At 43.6% G+C, this 19,069-nt stretch carries 15 protein-coding genes and 4 pseudogenes; 9 read left to right on the top strand and 10 right to left on the bottom strand.

Features of this window, described 5'->3' with window-relative positions; genetic code table 11:
- Positions 1–35: 35 nt before the first annotated feature.
- Complete coding sequence (sltY, locus tag H8A87_RS10055) at positions 36–1,955, bottom strand: murein transglycosylase (protein ID WP_198689833.1); 1,920 nt, start codon at positions 1,953–1,955, stop codon at positions 36–38.
- A 395-nt stretch (positions 1,956–2,350) separates the two neighbouring features.
- On the opposite strand from sltY, the gene ettA reads away from it, so the two are divergent.
- Positions 2,351–4,018 carry an energy-dependent translational throttle protein EttA gene (gene ettA / locus H8A87_RS10050; RefSeq protein WP_198689832.1) on the top strand — a complete coding sequence of 556 codons (1,668 nt, stop codon included), beginning with the start codon at positions 2,351–2,353 and terminating at the stop codon, positions 4,016–4,018.
- A 50-nt stretch (positions 4,019–4,068) separates the two neighbouring features.
- Here the strand turns inward: ettA and H8A87_RS10045 are convergent, their stop codons facing one another.
- From H8A87_RS10045 to serB, 4 genes are all read right to left on the bottom strand, one after another.
- Positions 4,069–4,812, bottom strand: a complete 744-nt coding sequence (locus tag H8A87_RS10045) for an ATP-binding cassette domain-containing protein (protein ID WP_198689831.1) — start codon at positions 4,810–4,812, stop codon at positions 4,069–4,071.
- 680 nt (positions 4,813–5,492) lie between these two features.
- Positions 5,493–6,719, bottom strand: a complete 1,227-nt coding sequence (gene nadR / locus H8A87_RS10040) for a multifunctional transcriptional regulator/nicotinamide-nucleotide adenylyltransferase/ribosylnicotinamide kinase NadR (protein ID WP_198689830.1) — start codon at positions 6,717–6,719, stop codon at positions 5,493–5,495.
- Between the two features lie 594 nt (positions 6,720–7,313).
- Complete coding sequence (gene radA, locus H8A87_RS10035) at positions 7,314–8,699, bottom strand: DNA repair protein RadA (protein WP_198689829.1); 1,386 nt, start codon at positions 8,697–8,699, stop codon at positions 7,314–7,316.
- 84 nt (positions 8,700–8,783) lie between these two features.
- On the bottom strand, positions 8,784–9,761 hold the full coding sequence (serB, locus tag H8A87_RS10030) for a phosphoserine phosphatase (protein ID WP_198689828.1): 978 nt from the start codon (positions 9,759–9,761) through the stop codon (positions 8,784–8,786).
- Between the two features lie 115 nt (positions 9,762–9,876).
- On the opposite strand from serB, the gene H8A87_RS10025 reads away from it, so the two are divergent.
- A complete protein-coding gene (locus tag H8A87_RS10025) occupies positions 9,877–10,533 on the top strand; it encodes a YtjB family periplasmic protein (protein WP_198689827.1) in 657 nt (218 codons plus the stop codon).
- Here the strand turns inward: H8A87_RS10025 and H8A87_RS10020 are convergent.
- Entirely contained in the window at positions 10,530–11,339 is an 810-nt protein-coding gene (locus H8A87_RS10020; protein ID WP_232370173.1) for an energy transducer TonB family protein, read from the bottom strand. The two genes, H8A87_RS10025 and H8A87_RS10020, sit on opposite strands and share 4 nt — an antisense overlap.
- A 334-nt stretch (positions 11,340–11,673) precedes the next feature.
- Between H8A87_RS10020 and H8A87_RS10015 the strand changes: the two genes are divergently transcribed.
- From H8A87_RS10015 to H8A87_RS09990, 7 genes and pseudogenes are all read left to right on the top strand, one after another.
- Positions 11,674–12,207, top strand: a complete 534-nt coding sequence (locus H8A87_RS10015; RefSeq protein WP_198689826.1) for an RNA polymerase sigma factor — start codon at positions 11,674–11,676, stop codon at positions 12,205–12,207.
- Positions 12,207–12,374: pseudogene (locus tag H8A87_RS20630) on the top strand (FecR/PupR family sigma factor regulator); the annotation flags it as partial. The gene H8A87_RS10015 and the pseudogene H8A87_RS20630, both read left to right, overlap by 1 nt.
- Positions 12,375–12,524: 150 nt before the next feature.
- Positions 12,525–12,767, top strand: a pseudogene (locus H8A87_RS20625) (IS110 family transposase); the annotation flags it as partial.
- Positions 12,768–12,996: 229 nt separating this feature from the next.
- A complete protein-coding gene (locus H8A87_RS10005; RefSeq protein ID WP_198689824.1) occupies positions 12,997–14,013 on the top strand; it encodes an IS110 family RNA-guided transposase in 1,017 nt (338 codons plus the stop codon).
- 404 nt (positions 14,014–14,417) lie between these two features.
- A complete protein-coding gene (ampC, locus tag H8A87_RS10000; protein ID WP_198689823.1) occupies positions 14,418–15,569 on the top strand; it encodes a CMY2/MIR/ACT/EC family class C beta-lactamase in 1,152 nt (383 codons plus the stop codon).
- Positions 15,557–15,799 (top strand): annotated as a pseudogene (locus H8A87_RS09995) (transposase); the annotation flags it as partial. The gene ampC and the pseudogene H8A87_RS09995, both read left to right, overlap by 13 nt.
- Before the next feature lie 81 nt (positions 15,800–15,880).
- Entirely contained in the window at positions 15,881–16,186 is a 306-nt protein-coding gene (locus H8A87_RS09990) for a peptidase M16 family protein (protein ID WP_198689822.1), read from the top strand.
- Between the two features lie 74 nt (positions 16,187–16,260).
- On the opposite strand, the gene H8A87_RS09985 is transcribed toward H8A87_RS09990, so the two are convergent.
- From H8A87_RS09985 to H8A87_RS09970, 4 genes and pseudogenes are all read right to left on the bottom strand, one after another.
- The gene (locus H8A87_RS09985) at positions 16,261–16,554 is read right to left on the bottom strand and encodes a hypothetical protein (RefSeq protein ID WP_198689821.1); all 294 of its coding nucleotides are present in this window, start codon (positions 16,552–16,554) and stop codon (positions 16,261–16,263) included.
- Between the two features lie 299 nt (positions 16,555–16,853).
- Entirely contained in the window at positions 16,854–17,684 is an 831-nt protein-coding gene (dkgA, locus tag H8A87_RS09980) for a 2,5-didehydrogluconate reductase DkgA (protein ID WP_198689820.1), read from the bottom strand.
- Positions 17,685–17,709: 25 nt separating this feature from the next.
- Positions 17,710–17,982, bottom strand: a pseudogene (locus tag H8A87_RS09975) (NADH-dependent alcohol dehydrogenase); the annotation flags it as partial.
- 368 nt (positions 17,983–18,350) lie between these two features.
- Positions 18,351–19,022 (bottom strand): DedA family protein, encoded by a 672-nt coding sequence (locus H8A87_RS09970; protein WP_198689819.1) that lies wholly within the window; start codon positions 19,020–19,022, stop codon positions 18,351–18,353.
- Between the last annotated feature and the right edge of the window lie 47 nt (positions 19,023–19,069).

Below are 19,069 nucleotides of genomic sequence, written 5' to 3'. Positions count from 1 at the left end.
ACTAGTACGGCAGCATATCATATTTGCTTCCCAAATTAATAACGTCTTTGCCATTCGGCCTCAGTCAGTACGTTCGGCATTTTCCCCATAAAATTATGGTAGAACATATCGTAGGCAAGAACGTTTTTGACATAAGAGCGTGTCTCAGTGAAAGGAATACTTTCAATAAAGGCTATCGCATTAATGCGTCCAGAGGAACTAGCTAGCCAACGATCAACATTAGTAGGGCCGGCATTATAGGCCGCACTGGCAAGAATGCGGTTATTGCCGAAACGCTGGTACACCACATCCAGATAGGCGGTGCCAATTTTAATATTCATGACAGGATCCATTAATTGGCTGCTGCTGGCATAACCCTGAATTTTTTGACTCTTTACTGTATGTTCGGCCGTTTTTGGCATGATTTGCATTAAGCCGCTGGCTCCTTTAGAGGAACGGGCTTGTGGATTCCATGCACTTTCCTGACGAGCTATCGCCATCGCATAACTTTGTGAAATATCTTTATCTGACGTAAAGTTTGCAAATTCGTTTTGCCATGCCAGTGGGAAACGTTCTTCAAGGTGATCCCACATTTTCCCTGTAATGGTAGCTTGCACACTAAACGCAGGCCAGTGCTGCTCAAATGCATAGCGAGCTAACTGTTCCTGTTTCACTCGATTTTTCGAGGAAACTAAGCGAACCCATTCTGAACGCGCCAGATTATCCATATCCCAATACAGCAACTCGCGGATACGTTTAATTTCCGGCATATTTGCAATGGCAATATCGGGTCTTTCTGATTTATTAATGATCAAGGGATAAGACATGTGTAATTTTTGGGCTGCTACCATGGGATAAAAACCACGGTGCTCAGTCAGCTTATGTAATATTGCATTTCCTTCTGCGGTTTTTCCTTGGTTGAGCAGAATAATGGCGCTCCAATATTGCCATTCATCTTGTTGCAAGATCGTTTTTGGCAGCAATGCAAGCCATTCTTCAAGCCCAGTATCATCTTCATCTCTCAATGCCAAGCGGGCACGTCGCTCAAGCAGTTTGGTAGATTGTGAGTTTCGAATAGTCTCATCCCGCCATTTTGCCTCTTCTGGCGTGATATCTCCCATCAACTGCCATGCAACGATATCTTTTAATTGCTGTCGTTCGGTGTCATTCATTTTCTGCGCACGAACAAATGCAGGAAAGCTCATTCTGGCAAGTTCAGCATTTTCGCGGGCAAAGCGCGAAAAGATCGTCATGATAACCGAACGGGTGAAATCCGTTGGCGTTGTGGCTGCGGCAAATTGTTCAATCAATGCAGGATTATGTTGTAGCTTGATCAAACTTGAGCCTAAGCTCTGATAATCTAATGGCAAGCGCTTGGCAAGATAGGTAACGAGTGTGGCGTTATTTTCTTTCATTGCCAATTCAATACGCTGCAAAATTAAATTTACGGATAAATATCCAGCCTGTTCCCAGACATCGAAGAGTTTATTGCAACTATCAGGTAATGAATTTCCATTTAGCCAAATTTCTTGAGCTCCTTTCCATGCGACTCGCTGGTGCCCAGTGGCCCACTGGGCAAAGTAATAATCACAGCGTTCTACAACCGCGCTTGGAGGGTTGGGGCTGAATGCCAAAATGCCGGGCCAGTCACCATTGTTGGCGAGTTGATTGATAAACTGGGAGTTCAGGGAACGCGCTGGTGGCAGAGTAGGGTGAGTATTAATGAAATTTTGAATTTGCTGGGGAGTAGCAGTTGCCAAATCCTGAATTAATTGGCGATATTCAAGATAAGGGTAGAGGGGATAATCTTTCAGCGTTGGCATCAGACGTTCAACTTCCACCCTATTTTTTGCATCCCACGCCTGTTGTATCTCTCGATATCGCTGACGTTGGGCGTCTAGAGAATCAGCATGAGCTGCTCCAGCAACAATAGAAACCATACTTACAGCCATTGCAAAATGCTGCCACTTACTCATTGCCACATCCCTCTCCGGAAGACTACTATCAATGCTCAAATACACTATGCCCAAATGCATTGTAAAAATGCCATGTAATTATAATCATATTATTAGCGCGATTTATTACAACCAATGAATGCCAAAAACAGGCATTGGAAAAATGTTTAGTTTATAAGAGCATAGGCAATCCTATTTGTATTCCATTCCACAGTGAATACAATCGGCAGACTGGAACGGCGATACCATCCATAAACAGGCGTTCCGCACAGATGATTTTTACCGTTTGCGTCCATGGAGTGTTTGGATCTAATCCTAATCAGGTAGCAACACGATACGTAACATTTAGGGTAAAATACGCCATCTAAGCGCAAGCGAATTTAAAAATTCCTTATTAATCAAAAAGGTAAAATACATTGGCTCAATATGTTTATAGTATGCACCGGGTTGGCAAAATCGTTCCCCCGAAAAGGCATATTCTGAAAAATATTTCTCTGAGTTTTTTCCCTGGAGCAAAAATTGGTGTTCTCGGCCTCAATGGTGCAGGTAAATCGACCTTACTGCGCATCATGGCGGGTATTGATAAAGATATCGAGGGAGATGCTCGCCCACAACCCGGTATTAAAATTGGCTATCTGCCGCAGGAGCCTAAGCTCAATACTGAGAATACCGTTCGCGAAGCAGTAGAAGAAGCTGTCAGCGAAGTAAAAAATGCCCTGACGCGCCTTGATGAAGTTTATGCCGCTTATGCTGATCCAGATGCGGATTTCGATAAACTGGCAAAAGAGCAAGGTGAACTGGAAGCTATCATCCAATCTCATGACGGACACAATCTGGAGAATCAGCTTGAGAGAGCGGCTAATGCCCTGCGTTTACCTGCTTGGGATGCCAAAATTGAGTATCTGTCCGGTGGTGAGCGTCGTCGTGTAGCGATTTGTCGCCTGTTGCTGGAAAAACCAGACATGTTGCTGCTCGACGAACCAACCAACCATCTTGATGCTGAATCGGTCGCATGGTTGGAACGCTTCCTGCACGATTACGAAGGTACTGTGGTTGCGATTACCCATGACCGTTATTTCCTTGATAACGTTGCTGGCTGGATCTTGGAACTTGACCGTGGTGAAGGTATTCCATGGGAAGGCAACTATTCTTCATGGCTGGAACAAAAAGACGCACGTCTGGCACAGGAAGCTTCGTCAGAAGCGGCTCGTCGTAAATCCATTGAGAAAGAACTTGAGTGGGTTCGCCAAAATCCGAAAGGACGTCAGGCAAAAGGTAAGGCACGTCTGGCTCGCTTTGAAGAACTCAATAACGTTGAGTACCAGAAGCGCAATGAAACCAGTGAGTTGTTCATCCCACCGGGACCACGCTTGGGTGACAAAGTGCTGGAAGTTTCCAGCCTAACCAAATCTTATGGTGATCGAGTCCTGATCGATAACTTGAGTTTCTCCCTGCCTAAAGGGGCGATTGCTGGAATCATCGGCCCGAACGGTGCGGGTAAATCAACACTATTCCGTATGTTGTCTGGTCAAGAGCAACCTGATTCCGGTTCCATTACGTTGGGTGAAACCGTTAAATTGGCTTCCGTTGATCAGTTCCGCGATAGCATGGATGACAGCAAAACCGTTTGGGAAGAAGTTTCTGGTGGTCAAGACATCATGCGTATCGGAAACTTTGAAATTCCAAGCCGTGCCTATGTTGGACGCTTTAACTTCAAAGGCGTAGATCAAGGCAAGCGCGTTGGTGAATTGTCTGGTGGTGAACGTGGTCGTCTGCATTTATCCAAACTGCTGCAAGTTGGCGGTAACATGTTGCTGCTTGACGAACCAACCAACGATTTGGATATCGAAACTCTGCGCGCATTGGAAAACGCCCTGCTGGAATTCCCTGGTTGTGCGATGGTTATTTCCCATGACCGTTGGTTCCTTGATCGTATTGCGACACACATCATTGATTATCAGGATGAAGGTAAAGTGTCTTTCTTTGAAGGGAACTTCAGCGAATACGAAGATTATAAAAAGCGGACAATGGGGGCAGAAGCGCTGGAGCCTCACCGTATTAAATATAAAAAGATCAGCAAATAAATCTGATAAAGATAACGGCCTGATATCAGGCCGTTTTTTACTGATTATGACTAGTTTACTGATAATGATTGCACTAAAACCCGTTGTTCCTGAAATGATTCATAAGTTTTAACTGCCTTTCCACTTGCTAAAGTGATAACGCTATCTGCATGTTTCATCAGGCGGCTATCTTGGGAGGCAATCACAACCGTGCCTTTCTGTTCATGTGCAATAAATTTAAAGATATTAATGAACGTCTGAAATGCCTGATGATCTAAGTTACGCGTCGGATCATCTGCGAATAAATATTCGGGCCTTCTGACGATGGCTTTTGCCATTGCAGCCAGCTGTTTCTCGTTTTCAGACAGTTCCCCTGGGTAATAACGGCTTTTATCGCCTAATTTCACAATATCCAACGATTTCTTCGCGATTTTTTCTGCCTGTTCGCGAGAAAGCGATAATCCATAAGAAGTTGATAATAACAAGTTATCTAACAGCGTGAGTTCACTAAATAAATTGAAATCTTGAAAAATAAACCCACTATTTTCGGCATGAAACTTTCCTAATTCTACATCATTCATTAGTTTCAACTTGTTATTATTAATTAATACATCTCCTTGGTCTGGTTGTAACATACCCGATGCAATCGACAATATTGTACGGTTAGTCGACGCCTTCGGCCCTGTTATCAAAGTAATTTCACCTGGTATAATAGAAAATGTGATATCTGAAATCATTTCATGATTAACTGTAGTATCAGTTAAACCATATGAAATATTGATAACCTCAATCGATTTAAATTGATTCAAGTTCATATTCTCAACACAATTAGGTTAAAAGATTAAAGCTTTTTCCTTAACATATGCTGTCTAAGTTCATTCGTAATAACACTAATATCCCTATGGTATTGTGCGAATGAAAATAGTATATATGTGAAACATCTTCACCGAGGATATACTCATCTTATGTCAATTATTATTTACAATGACTATCTAATAAATGAGATGTTTCTTAGTCTTAGAATAAAAAAATCAAGAATATTAATTAATTATGCCTAAAGTAAATATTAAGCTAAATAAAAATAGCATAAATTCTTCTATTTTTATTCCACTTTGATAATAAGGAAAAAAGTCATTTTATATTTCATTAATATTTTAATGTTACTTTTGCATTACCTCCATTATTGTTAATAAACACCTATAATATTTGTGGGATTATTAATAACTAATAAATTTTATATAAATAAATCAATAGACCTATTCATTAAATGACTTATTTCTCTGTAATTCAAGTCAAAACGGTAAAAACAAAGTATCAAAAAATATTATTATCACAATTTATTTTATTACCATTGTGAAAATAACCACAGTAAACATTTAATTAAATGTTAAAGCGCAATAAACACATAATGATAAAAGTTACAGAGAAGAATAAATTGCTATCAATTAATCGTGATAATAATATAAGTGTAATCTATTTTATATATAAAAGTTAGTTATGCCATTAACATTTGTTGAACTAGTTCAACACAACGCAGAAAACGTTGATCATAATCTGGTGAATTGACACAGACATAATCGATATTATTTTTCTTCAACAAACTTTCAAGTAAATGCTGAAATTCTTTGCGATCTCGTTCACTACCCAAACTTCTCAAACCATCAGACACCCACGGGGTGTTGTTTTCTAAAAGAATCACTAAATCAAAGCGATACGCGTCAATCATGGCCTGAACAAAAGGATGCTCTTTTCCTTCATAACGTTTGCAAAATGCTTGTGTTGTCACGAAATCAGTATCAATAAAAGCAACTTTATTAGCATATTTTACAGAAAAATCAAGATACTGAGCATGACCTAACGCAATTTTATCGTAATCTGAGTATTGCAAGGCCATTTCATCGCCCCCCAGATGGGAAAATACATATTCGCGTCCATATTCCCATGCGCTGGTGGTGTTAAACATATTGGCCAGTTTATTTACCAATGTGGATTTTCCGCTTGATTCGCCGCCAAGAATGGCAACTTTACGCACAAAGAATGGCTTCACTTCTGTAGGGATATACTCCCAATAGCGGAAAGGAGCCTGACGAATTTGGCTGCCGCTGATATTCATGAATGAGCGCTGTGGGTCGATGAGAACGGTTTCAACACCGAAATGTTCTTTATAACGGGAAACATCTTGGGCTTCACTGGAGTAGATGTATTGAGGACAGATGCCTTTTGCTGCCATAAATGCCTTCACGCCTTTACTCCACGATTCCCAGCCATTTGGATAGGGCTCCATTCCTTGTTCATCAAATGCGTGAATATGAATATTTTTTTGATACTTGAATGTTTGCAGCAACCATCTCAGGCGGTCACTTACAGTGGGTTGTTGGGACATCGAGCTGTTGATAAACAACTCACGATCACGCACTTCGTCATAACAAAGGACAACGTGTAATTCATCAACTTGACTGGATGCTCGTTGAATCAAATAAATGTGTCCAGTATGTAGCGGGTAAAATTTACCAAACACGACACCGATTGTTTTATTTTCCATGGGATACGCCAATCCTAGATATTGATGAAGAGAAGCCAGTTTCTGCGCGCTGGGACTCTTTATTTTGTCGTTAATGAGTTGGCTTAGATAGCCTTTTGTCATGCCACAGGCATCAGCAACTTGCTGTAACGTGTAACCTGCCTGTTTGATAGCTTCTTTCAAGTAGTCAAACTGTCCCATATAACCTCCCTTTGTGTTTATTATATTAAACAAAATAGCATGCTTGTTGTGAAAGTAAAAACAAAAGTGGTTGTTTATTGATGTTTTGGAATGAAATACTGTCATTTTAACGACAGCGAGTATTTAAAATTAAACAATCAAATATATGAATAAAATAAAATAACCCAATACTAAATTGGTAGTTTGATCATAAAATTTACTGACAATACGAATTATCGAATGTAGCTGGCTTTTCCCTTAATCGTTATAGATATATTTATATAGCGGTTGAGGGGACTGAGTACCATCAGGATGGTATAATCAATAAATAGCAGTATTCGATAAATGTATAAAAATTTAAATAAGATAATGCCTAATCAACTGATTTTTTATTTAAATAGAATGAATAAAAATACCTTTTTAAATATTGCTGGTTGATTTATGTGTATTAGGAAAAATCTGAATTTTTGCTGCTGGCATAACATACTCGAAATTTAAAGGAGGGGAGATTGAAGGCTAATTTTATTGCCTGCCTTATTTTATATGTGATGGCAGGCAATAAATATTTTAGGTAATTAGGAAAAATACTTAGGTCTTAAAGGAATAAAAGAGGACTTAGTCATCCAGATCATCCAGAACAGATAAAGCATCAGCCAGTTTTTTGACACCAAATACTTTCATGTCTGGTAATGATTTTTTAGGCATATTGGCGTGAGGAACAATAGCCCGTTTAAAACCGTGCTTGGCTGCTTCTGAAATGCGCTCCTGCCCACTGGGTACGGGACGAATTTCACCGGCCAGCCCCACTTCACCGAATACCACCAGATCACGAGGCAAAGGGCGATTGCGGAAACTGGAAACCAAAGAGAGCAACAACGCTAGGTCAGCACTCGTTTCCGTTACCTTCACACCGCCCACGACGTTAACAAAAACATCCTGATCAGCCATTTGTAATCCGCCGTGTCGGTGCAGAACAGCCAGCAGAATAGCCAGCCTATTTTGCTCAAGTCCTACCGCGACGCGACGCGGGTTTGACATCATGGAGTGATCAACCAACGCCTGAATTTCAACCAGTAAAGGCCGCGTGCCTTCCCATACGATCATGACGGAACTGCCCGAGGTAATTTCATCGCCACGACTGAGGAAAATAGCGGAAGGATTATTCACTTCCCGCAAACCCTGTTCGGTCATCGCGAACACGCCCAGTTCATTGACGGCACCAAAGCGGTTTTTATGGCTGCGCAGGGTGCGAAAACGGGAATCTGCTTCGCCATCCAACATGACGGAACAGTCTATACAGTGTTCGAGCACTTTGGGGCCAGCCAAAGAACCATCTTTTGTCACATGCCCAACCATGATAATGGCGACGCCACGGGTTTTGGCGAATCGTGTCAGGTAGGCTGCGGTTTCCCTTACCTGAGCCACACTGCCCGGTGAAGACTGAATATCCGCCATATGCATGACCTGAATCGAGTCAATCACCATGAGTTTGGGTTGTTCTTGCTCTGCAATCAGGCAAATTTGCTCAATGCTGGTTTCTGACAGCATATTTAGTTTATCGGTCGGCAATCCCAGCCGATGCGCCCGCATCGCCACTTGCTGCAATGATTCTTCCCCCGTCACATACAGGGTTTTCATCTGTGCCGATAATTGGCACATGGTTTGTAAGAGCAGGGTACTTTTCCCCGCCCCGGGATTACCACCAATCAAAATGGCGCTGCCGGGAACCACGCCGCCACCGAGAACACGGTCAAACTCTTTAAATCCTGTCGAAAAACGGGGCAGTTCTTCCAGACTGATATCTGAAAGTTTCTGTACCTTACTGATACTCACATCTCCAGCATAACCGCTGAAACGCTCATTGCGGGAAGATGAAGCTGCGGCCAAACGCACTTCCGTAATAGTATTCCATGCGTGGCATGCGGTACATTGCCCCTGCCAGCGGGGATAATCCGCGCCACATTCGTTACAGACAAATGCCCGTTTTGCTGCTTTTGCCACTCTGCACTCCCTTCAATATGATTACCTTTGGCTGCTATGCCTTTCATCTTTCAAGCTGTAACTTAACATCTATTGGGTATAGCATTAACGTTCTTCGTGTTTCAAGCCACCACTCAACACACACAGAACGCCCATCAAATCTGCATGGCGGATCGCAACCTTAGCCTGTGCATATACTTTGGGTTTAGCATGATAGGCAATTCCTAATCCCGCCTTGCGGAGCATTTTCAGGTCATTGGCACCATCCCCAATGGCAACAGTTTGACTCAGTGGAATACCCAGCTCTTTTGCCAGCTTTATTAATGTCGTTGCCTTGTATTTCGCATCGACAATGGGTCCTTTGACCTTGCCGGTCAGCTTGCCATCTTTTATCTCAAGCTGATTGGCGACTGCGGCAAAAAGACGTAGCTGGCGGCGAAGATTATCGGCAAAGAAGGTGAAACCACCGGAGGCAATCGCGACATGCCAATCCAATGATTGTAACTTGCGGACAAGGCTGGTTAGCCCTGGCATAAGGGGAAGTGTTTCCATCACTTGCTGCAAGATTGATGCATCGGCACCTGCCAGTTGGGCAACTCGCTCGCGCAGGCTTTCTGAAAAATCCAGTTCGCCTTGCATCGCTCGCTCTGTAATTTCAGCTACTTTATCGCCAACGCCGGCCAAGCGGGCAATTTCATCAATGCACTCGATCTGGATAGCGGTTGAGTCCATATCCATCACTAATAAGCCGGGTGAGCGCAGACGCGGGATTTGCCCCAAAGGAACAACATCCAGACGGCACTCATCCGCTAGTCGTTTGATGCGGGGAGAAAGACTACCGGCAATACGAACAACCTGATAATCATCAATACGCCATGAAGATACCACCACAATGGCTGCCCCAAGTTGGTGCTGAAAATCGCTGATACGCTGTTTATCCAAACCGCGCCCATACAGCAACCAGCCGCTGTCTCCTGCTCGGTAATCCAGTGGCATGACTTCATCTCCACTAAGGGATAATGGTAATCCCGGCCATTTATGGATCTCATCCGGTAAGTAGCGATAGGCCAGATTATTAGACATGAACATCGACTCCTGTAATTCCATACAATTTTGGCAGGCAAAAAATGCTTTTCAAACTATCCTATCATTACCGCATCTGGCAACATGTGCTTTCTTAGCATGGGATGGGATAACGATGATAAAAGCAAAGCTAAAACTTCGACTGCACAAGACGGCGATTATTTTAATATGTATAGCTCTGCTGGTACTGCTGATGCAGGGTGTTTCCTATTTCAGCCGTTCTCAACAGCAGGCCCATATGGATCAGTTTGAAGATTTGGCGCAAACATTAGCTAAACAGGTCGCATTCAGCTTGTCTGATTATATGGAGAATGGTAGCAAAGATCTTAATAATAAAAAGATTGTAGCCAATTTGGATTACCTGACCAGCAAAAGCCGTATTTTGGATGCCAGTGTTTATTTGGAGAATGGAACCCAGATAGCACGAAGTGGTGAGCCGATTTCTGTCCGTGAGCGATTATCGTTAGAAGGTAAAAAATCCAGTGGCTATTTCAACCAACAAATCGTCGTACCTATACCGGGAAAAAATCATCCGAAAGGTTTTCTTCGCCTGACGCTGGATACCCATAGATTGGCAACAGAAGCCAAGCAGGTCGATAACACCACTAACCTTCTGAGGGTTATGCTCCTGCTATCCTTGGCGATTGGCTTTATTCTGGCTCATAATTTACTGCAATTGTCCCCCAGCCGCTGGCAACAGTCCCCTTATCTTTTGACCGCGAATACCAAATCACCGGATGAAGATAATGAGGAGGATGGCTCCACCCGTTAACCGATTTTTATATCAAAAATTATCGGTGTCACCATCTCCACCACGCCTCCGTTGAGGAGTTCATGCGGAGGCACAGGAAATGGTGCTGCGCGCCTCACTGTTGCTAGCGCCTCTTTATCGAGGATCTTGGTGCCTGATGAAGTTAGAATATTAGCCAGTACGATTTCACCTTTGCTATTGATCCTGACCAGCACATGGCTGACTCCACTGGATTTGAAGCGCATGGCATCGCGGGGATATCGTTTATATTTCGCTAGATGCCCATGAATGAGATTTTCCCATCCTTCCCGCCCACTAATGGCATGGGACGCTGCACTGGAAAAATTCGCGCTGCTGCTTACCGCACTGCCAGAAAGCGGGGCTGATGATATGTCAGAAACAGACCCGGTTTCTGGCGTCATGACATCAATGGGGATTTTCTTTCTCAATTCTTTCTTGGCTTTTTTTTCCGGCGCATATGCCAGATTACCTTGATCAATTACTGGAAATTTCGCCTGTTCAGGTTGCTTCACGGGGGATTCAATTTGTGTTGCTTCCGGTGCCGACATGACTTGTTCAGGCCCTTCTGCCCGATCAGGGTCGGCTTGCTTTTCTAGCTGGTACATACCAAGTTGCAGTGTCATTGCAGGGGGGAGAGCACCACTCTGACGGGATTGATTCACAAACCAATTAATACCAATCAGGAGCAACGCCAGATGAAACAACACACTCAGTATTATTCCACCCAACGAAAAACCTCTACCTAACGAGAAACTGTCCGCAGGGCGTATCATGGGGTGAAATATACTGTTTGTCATACTGTCCATAACAATCTCCCCACAACAATCCCCTTATAACAATTTGCCTCAAATATTTCTTTCTGGAGAATTATAGGCATAATGCTTCTGCGAATGATATTGAATCTTATAATAATTACAGTGATTGTATTCGGCAGACTTTAAGTTTCAGCGTGATGGCAAGGGACTGAATCCCTTCAGGATCACAGATAATGGTGTGACTGAGAAAATGAGCGCAGCCAACAAAGCGCAGCTTGAAACAATGAAGAGATATACTTCTAACAGACAGTGGTTTCACTTAATCGAAGCGATGGATTTGGGCTTATTTCTCAGGCCGCTTTTTTGATTTCAATACCAGTAAATAATGTCCATAAATAAGTCACTGGCTCATAAAGTCAGTCACGCATACCAACTGACCTATAAACAGCTTATGCGTTTTTTCCATAAACGGGTTGAAAACAGCAGTGACTCCAGCGATCTGTCACAAGATGTCTTTGCCCTATGGCTCAACCGAAAAAAACAGACTCCTGTGCGGGAATCCCGTGCCTTTTTGTTCAAAATTGCCAACAATGTTCTGATTGACCATTGGCGTAAGAAACAGAAACAGCAGGCGATTCAGGAAGAAGAAAGCGAAATGGTGGCTTTGCAGGTTCCCGGTAAGCAAGCCGATCCGGCAGAAATTGTAGAACAGCAACAACGGCTCCAGCGCCTGTATGACGCCATCAAAACACTGCCACCTCGTCGCCGTGAAGCATTTTTGATGTATCGCTTCGAAGGGCTGTCCCAAAACGAGATAGCAGAAAGAATGGGGATCTCCACCAGCATGGTGGAAAAGCATATCGCCAGTGCATTAGTACATTGCAAAAATTATGTTGATTACCACGGAGAAAATCAATAATGCGCCAGCCGCCTGAGAACATGATGGACAAGAATTCATCAGGCAATATCGATGAACAGGCTGCCCTGTGGTTTACCCGCCAGCGTGGGCAACCGTTATCAGAGCAGCAACGGCTGGTATTTCAACAATGGTTGTCTGCCTCACCTGAACATCAGGTGGCCTACCAGAATATTGCCCAGATTTGGCGAGACTGTGACCTCATTGCCAAACCAGAGTTTTTTCCTACCCCCAAAGAACGTTTATTTTCATGGTGGCGTCCCATTGGACATACTGTGGCAAGCCTATTTTTACTGGCTGCTCTGTTGCTGCCTTACAGTCAGTTATTGGGGATCACGAAACGCGGAGATAGCTATTTGCGTGGAATACGGATCCACGGTGCCCGCTCCGTGGCTTATCGAGTGCAAAAACTCCCCGACGAACGAGGTAATGGATTGCAGCGTTGGTTAAAAGGCGTGATAACCCGTAGCGGACTCAATAAGGCAGCAGTAGCGCTGGCAAATAAAAATGCCCGAATAGCGTGGGCACTGGTCAACCAACAATCGAGTTATGAAGCGCGATGAGTAACCCTTTATGTAGCAAAAGTCCATAATTTTATGTAATTACTGACAGGTAGTACCGACTCTCTGTGAACCTGGTAACCCGATCAGTCTATCGAGACTGTTGAATTAATGAGGACAGAGAGTGCGGATTTTCATCAGGGCTCACTGAAGCTGATGTTATGAACTCCCGCTCCTCACGGAGTAAGATGGGAATTCATCAATAAAATCCAGCCAGCTTTGGGAGGGGATTATGCCTAATCTCATCATCGGTCTTGATATTGCTAAAAATATTTTTCAGGTTTATGGGACAGACCACCGTGGTGTCACCACGATTAAACGGAAGTTACGTCGAAACAGTGTGTTGAAGTTTTTTGCCACTCTCGAACAGGCACTCATCGGGATTGAAGCCTGCCATAGTGCTCATTATTGGGGACGGAAACTGACAAAACTGGGGCACACGGTTCATTTGTTGCCAACCCAATACGTTAAACCTTTTGTTGTCGGCGGGAAAAATGATGCTAATGATGCTGCTGCGATCTGTATGGCGGTGACAAGAAGGGATATTCACTGTGTGCCCATAAAAAGTGCTGAGCAGCAATCGTTACAGTCATTACATCGAATGCGGGAAGGGGCTATTCAGGAAAGAACAGCTAAATCAAATCAGCTCCGCAGTCTGTTTTCAGAAGAAGGCATGATATTTCCGACCGGGTTGGCGTTGCTAAAAAAAGGTCTCCTTGAGTTTATAGAGAACGGTGAATCAGCGATAACCCCTATCCTGAGAAAACTGGGCATGATGTATCTTGAGCAATTAGCCTGTTTACAGGCATGGGTCGGTGAGCTTAACGAAATGATTGACAGGTATTTCAAAGAGAATGACTTCTGTCAACGGCTGGCCACTATTCCCGGTATTGGGCCGGTGATCGCCACAGCCATTGTCAGTCGCGTTGGAGATCCTAACCGGTTCAAAAATGGCCGACACTTCGCTGCCTGGCTAGGGTTAACCCCCAGACAATATTCCAGTGGTGGAAAAACCAGACTCGCGGGAATAACGAAACGGGGTGATGGTTATATCCGTAAGCTGTTGGTTCAGGGAGCCAGAGCGGTTATTTACCCTATTAATCGAAGGCATGATAACTATAGCGAGTGGGTAAAAAAGCTGATGCAGCGCCGTCCGGTTAATATTGTGGCTATCGCGCTGGCAAATAAGATCGCCAGAATATCGTGGGTGATATTAACGGGTGAAGAGAAATTCAGGTTGACGTCGTAATCACAGAGTAATGAAATAGTTTTTAGCTTTATTGATCTTGCTAATTGCGCGGGAAAAGTGAGATGGGAGATCGGTCAGACCGACACCTGCAAAACCTGATATATCCGACGACCACGAATGAATAAAGGTCTAAAAGCCGATAAGGCGCAGGTGTGCACATATCTATCATGGCTCAGCAGAAAATAATCTGCAAACACAGAAGCCGAATGTACGCACGCAGTTATGACCGCCACCCGACGAACTTATCTTGCACATACGCGGGAGTTCATGTACGAATATATGTTTGCGGCTACGTTGTCAGAAAAATTTACTCACCTACTTGAATTGAGTCGGTGTCCATATATTATTTAGATGCATCTGATGGACTCTGGAGTCCTGTTGAGTCATTTTATGAGAAGTTACCAATGATGAAAAAATCACTTTGTTGTGCGTTGCTGCTCACCGCTTCATGTTCAACTCTTGCTGCCCCAAAAACGCTTAATGAAAAACTGATCGGCGAGGCTGTCAGGCACAGCATTAATCCACTGCTGAAAGAGCAGTCCATCCCGGGCATGGCAGTTGCCGTCATTTATCAGGGTAAGCCTTATTACTTCACCTTCGGTCTGGCCGATATCGGGCACAATCGACCAGTGACCAGACAAACCATATTTGAACTCGGTTCGATCAGTAAGACTTTTACCGGCGTACTGGGTGGAGAGAGCATAGCACGCGGTGAAATCAAGCTCAGCGACCCTGCGACAAAATACTGGCCGGAACTGACTGGCAAGCAGTGGAAAGACATTACCCTGCTGCAACTCGCAACTTACACGGCAGGCGGTTTACCGCTGCAAGTACCCGATGAGGTCACCGACCAAGCTTCACTGCTCAACTTCTATCAGGGTTGGCAACCGCAGTGGGCACCCGGGGAAAAACGTCTGTATGCCAACGCTAGCATTGGCCTGTTTGGTATGCTGGCAGTCAAACCTTCCGGAATGAGTTTTGAAAAGGCAATGACAACACGCGTCTTTGAACCGCTGAAGCTGTCTCATACATGGATTAACGTCCCCGTGGCTGAAGAAAATCATTATGCATGGGGCTACCGCGACGACAAGCCAGTGCGTGTGTCATCAGGCATGTTGGACGCCGAGTCTTACGGGGTGAAAACGACAATTGAGGATATGGCGAGCTGGGTGCAAGCCAATATGGACCCGCAGAGAGTCGAGGATAAGTCGCTGCAACAAGGCATAAGGCTGGCTCAGTCGCGCTACTGGCACATTGGCAGCATGTTTCAGGGCTTAGGTTGGGAGATGTTCAATTGGCCGGTGGAAACCAAAGCAGTGATTGACGGTAGCGAAAATAAAGTCGCCCTCGCACCGCAAACTGCAGTAGCGATTACCCCTCATCTTCAGGCCGTGAAAGCGTCCTGGGTACATAAAACCGGCGCGACTAACGGATTTGGTGCCTATGTGGCATTCATTCCTGAAAAGCAGATTGGCATAGTGATGCTGGCGAATAAGAATTATCCCAATCCCGAGCGGGTAAAAGCCGCGTTCCATATTCTGGAAGCGTTGCAATAGGAGAACAAGCCAGACAACAAGGCATGAAAGCACAAATTCCCGGTCGTAAAAATCGCAAAGTAAAACGAGAATATGACCGGGAACTCTATCGACTCAGGCACTTAGTTGAAAATGCTTTTCTTCACCTGAAACGCTGGCGTGGTATAGCAACCCGTTATGCTAAAAATAGTACGTCGTTTCTTGCTGCTGTCCAGATCCGCTGTCTTGCGCTTTGGCTGAGTGTTTCATGACGACACCATCTAGCTAAACTACCGTCATCTTATTATTCCGCACGATTAAATTTCACTTCCGCACCTGAACGTGCCGATGAGATGATCAATATTGCCCGCCGAGTGCTTGAAGAAACCCGTATTCACGGTATTACCCACAAGGAATTAGATGAAGCCAGAAACATGTGGAGAATTGAGAAGCAAGAAATAGAATCGAGCGCCAGTTATTGGGCTGATGCACTTGCACAGATTGCTACCGATGACGGTGATTTTTCACGCTTGACCCAAGCAGCCTCATTAGTGGAAGTGCTCAATGTTGATGATATCAATCAAATAGCCCATCAGTGGCTTGGCAAAAATGAAAAAGTGTTTTTGTTAACACCGCCAGAAAATAAAGTTGCACCGTAAAACAGCTCAAAGCCTGAATCCTGCATTGACCAAAGCATCGCCCCAAAAGGGGGCGATGGACTAAAAAACATTTTTTAATGCTCTTCATAAATCGCCTTCCCATAATATCGTTTGAAGCAAATGGAATAGATCACACCGTGTAGAAGTGCTATCACAACTGCGGCATAAAACACAATCGGTTTATGGGATATAGCAACATGCACAATCGGAATCTGGTCGAAACGGAAGATATACATATGAAAGGCAATAGCGGCTATTGCGAACATAATACCCGATGCATTGTGGTGGATCTGATGTGATAACAGAAGCCCCTTTAAGACGAAGAAAAAAGGGATCAGCATCAGTAAAGAAATAACTATGTAAATCATTATCATTTCCTTAAGTTTTATTTGGGTTTTCTAATGAAGATAGATATATTGATTTCTGCCATAAATACAGAAATTATCAATTATCTATTTAATATAACTAATATTTAATGTTAAAAATTAAGTTTATGTCATTAAGTATACATGAATAATCACCATGGTGATTATTCATAATATCGATTGAATTAATGAATTGTAGTGTTTGAAGGGCGCGGCTTTGGGTCAGGTTCATGACCTGAACTCCGTTGAAAAACAGAATTCAGGTCTGTTGGAATAGATTGAATCAGATGGGGGGATATATTTTAAAGTTGATTGTAAGTATCAGGATTTGGGCCTATCCGCTTACCAATATCCAATTCAGCCATGGCAGTTAAATCTTCTTTTTCCAATCTGAAATCAAATACATCAAAATTTTCTTTGATGCGGGAAGGCGTAACGGATTTAGGAATGACAATCATGCCACATTCAAGGTGCCAGCGAATCACAATTTGCGCTGGGGTCTTACCGTGTTTAATGGCCAATCTTTCAACCAATGAGGAGTTAAAAACGCCTTTTCCACCCTGTGATAATGGGCTCCAAGACTCAGTTGTAATATGATGGGTGGCATTCCATGAGTGAAGTTGCCGCTGTTGCATCAAGGGATGCAATTCAATTTGGTTGATTGCCGGAATCACGCTGGTTTCCAACATCAATTTCTGTAGGTGCTCGATATGAAAATTACAAACACCAATACTGCGAGTCAATCCGGCCTCTTTCAATTCAATAAGTTGCCTCCATGCATCAACATAATGATCCTGTTCGGGAACGGGCCACTGAATGAGATAGAGATCAACATAGTCTAGCTGTAGTTTGTCCAAACTTTCCTGTAATGCAGTGCTGGCATCCAGATGGCGATCATTCCAAAGTTTGGTGGTAATGAAAATTTCTTCGCGTGGAATATCACTTTCCTTCAGGGCTTTCCCTACACCTTCTTCGTTATGATAAATCGCAGCCGTATCAATGGAGCGGTAGCCCACTTCTAACGCAGTGTGGATAGCACCAACAACCTGCTCATTACTCGCTTTCCAAACCCCAAGACCCAATTGTGGCATGCGATTCTCATCAACGAGTTTAATAATTGTCTGCTGACCCATTCTTACCTCCTTCAGGTTTGGAATTTCAGATGGACGCCTCATCAATTTGCTTACTGACATCAAGCGTAATATCTTGGTGCTCACCGGAGGCAACCAAACCTTGCTGTTCTGATTTTTTGATCATGGCTGGAATAGAACTGCCATCAAGTTGATAATCTGAAAGGTGGGTTTTCATGCCCAGACTTTCAAAAAACTGACGAGTGGCATGAATAGCCTTGCTAACTCGTTCTTCTTCAGAACCCTCCGTGAAATTCCAAACACGTTCAGCATATTGCAGGAGCTTATCGTGTTTCGAATCTCATAGGCGGAATTGGGTTCAATACTCCCAAATAGCTCAATTGGGCAATTTGCCCTTTGCCAAAAATAACTTTGGTGGGTGTGTGTAGTGTGAAGTTTTGCATAATAATAACCGCCTTACTAACAGAATCATGTAAGTTTTTGGCTATACCAGCGAGCATACTTTTGTTTATCAATATTGGCTTATCGATATTGATTGATGAGGCAGCCCATCCCATTCAGGGGCAGTTGTTCAGCATGTTACATTTGGGCAGTGCTCAAACTGTTGGCAGTAACAATACCTGTTGGAATGGACTCTGATTGTTTAATTTTTTTGTTGATAAATGAATAAATAGTGGTTTCACAAGAATGTTAAAACGACAAATATGTTTATTTATGTTTCTTTGATGATGCCTTCTTGTGACGCCAGTACATCAACAGAGAAGCAGACAACCCACTGATCAACAGAATGACAGGTAAAATCATCAAAATATTCATGACCAGATCTTGATGTGCCTTGATAAACGGGATCTGGTTCAAGATATAGCCAAAACCCACGATAATAATGACCCATAAAAAGCCACTTAACCAGTTAAAAAATTGAAAGCGTTTACTATTTAGACCAGAAATGCCGGCAAATGTTGGCAGGAGAGTACGAATAAACGCTAAAAAACGCCCAATAAGCAGGGCAGATAGGCCATGTTTGGTGAATAGCACATTGGCGCGTTGGCGATATTGCAAGGGAAGCTGGGCCAGCCAGTTTTTGACAACGCGGGTATGACCGAGCCATCGCCCTTGTAAATACCCCAACCAACACCCCAAACTTGCTGCGATGGTCAGCAGGATAATCGTGGGAATGAAGCTCATGACACCTTTGGCAATCAAAGCACCAGCAAGTATTAGCAGGGTATCGCCGGGTAAAAAGGCCGCTGGTAATAGTCCGTTTTCCAGCACTAGGGTGACAAAAAGGACACCATAAATAATCCAGATGACATCGGGATTGGCGAGTTGGTTAAAATCATGATGCCAGAGTGCATGCACGATCTCGCTTAACGTTTCCATTGTTTATCCTGTGATTTTTGCGAGTAAACTAATTAACAAACAGATCT

This window comes from Xenorhabdus lircayensis, assembly GCF_016306625.1.
Lineage (GTDB): Bacteria > Pseudomonadota > Gammaproteobacteria > Enterobacterales > Enterobacteriaceae > Xenorhabdus > Xenorhabdus lircayensis.
Note: the sequence above shows the minus strand (reverse complement) of the source record. Positions and strands in the feature narration are given on the sequence as shown.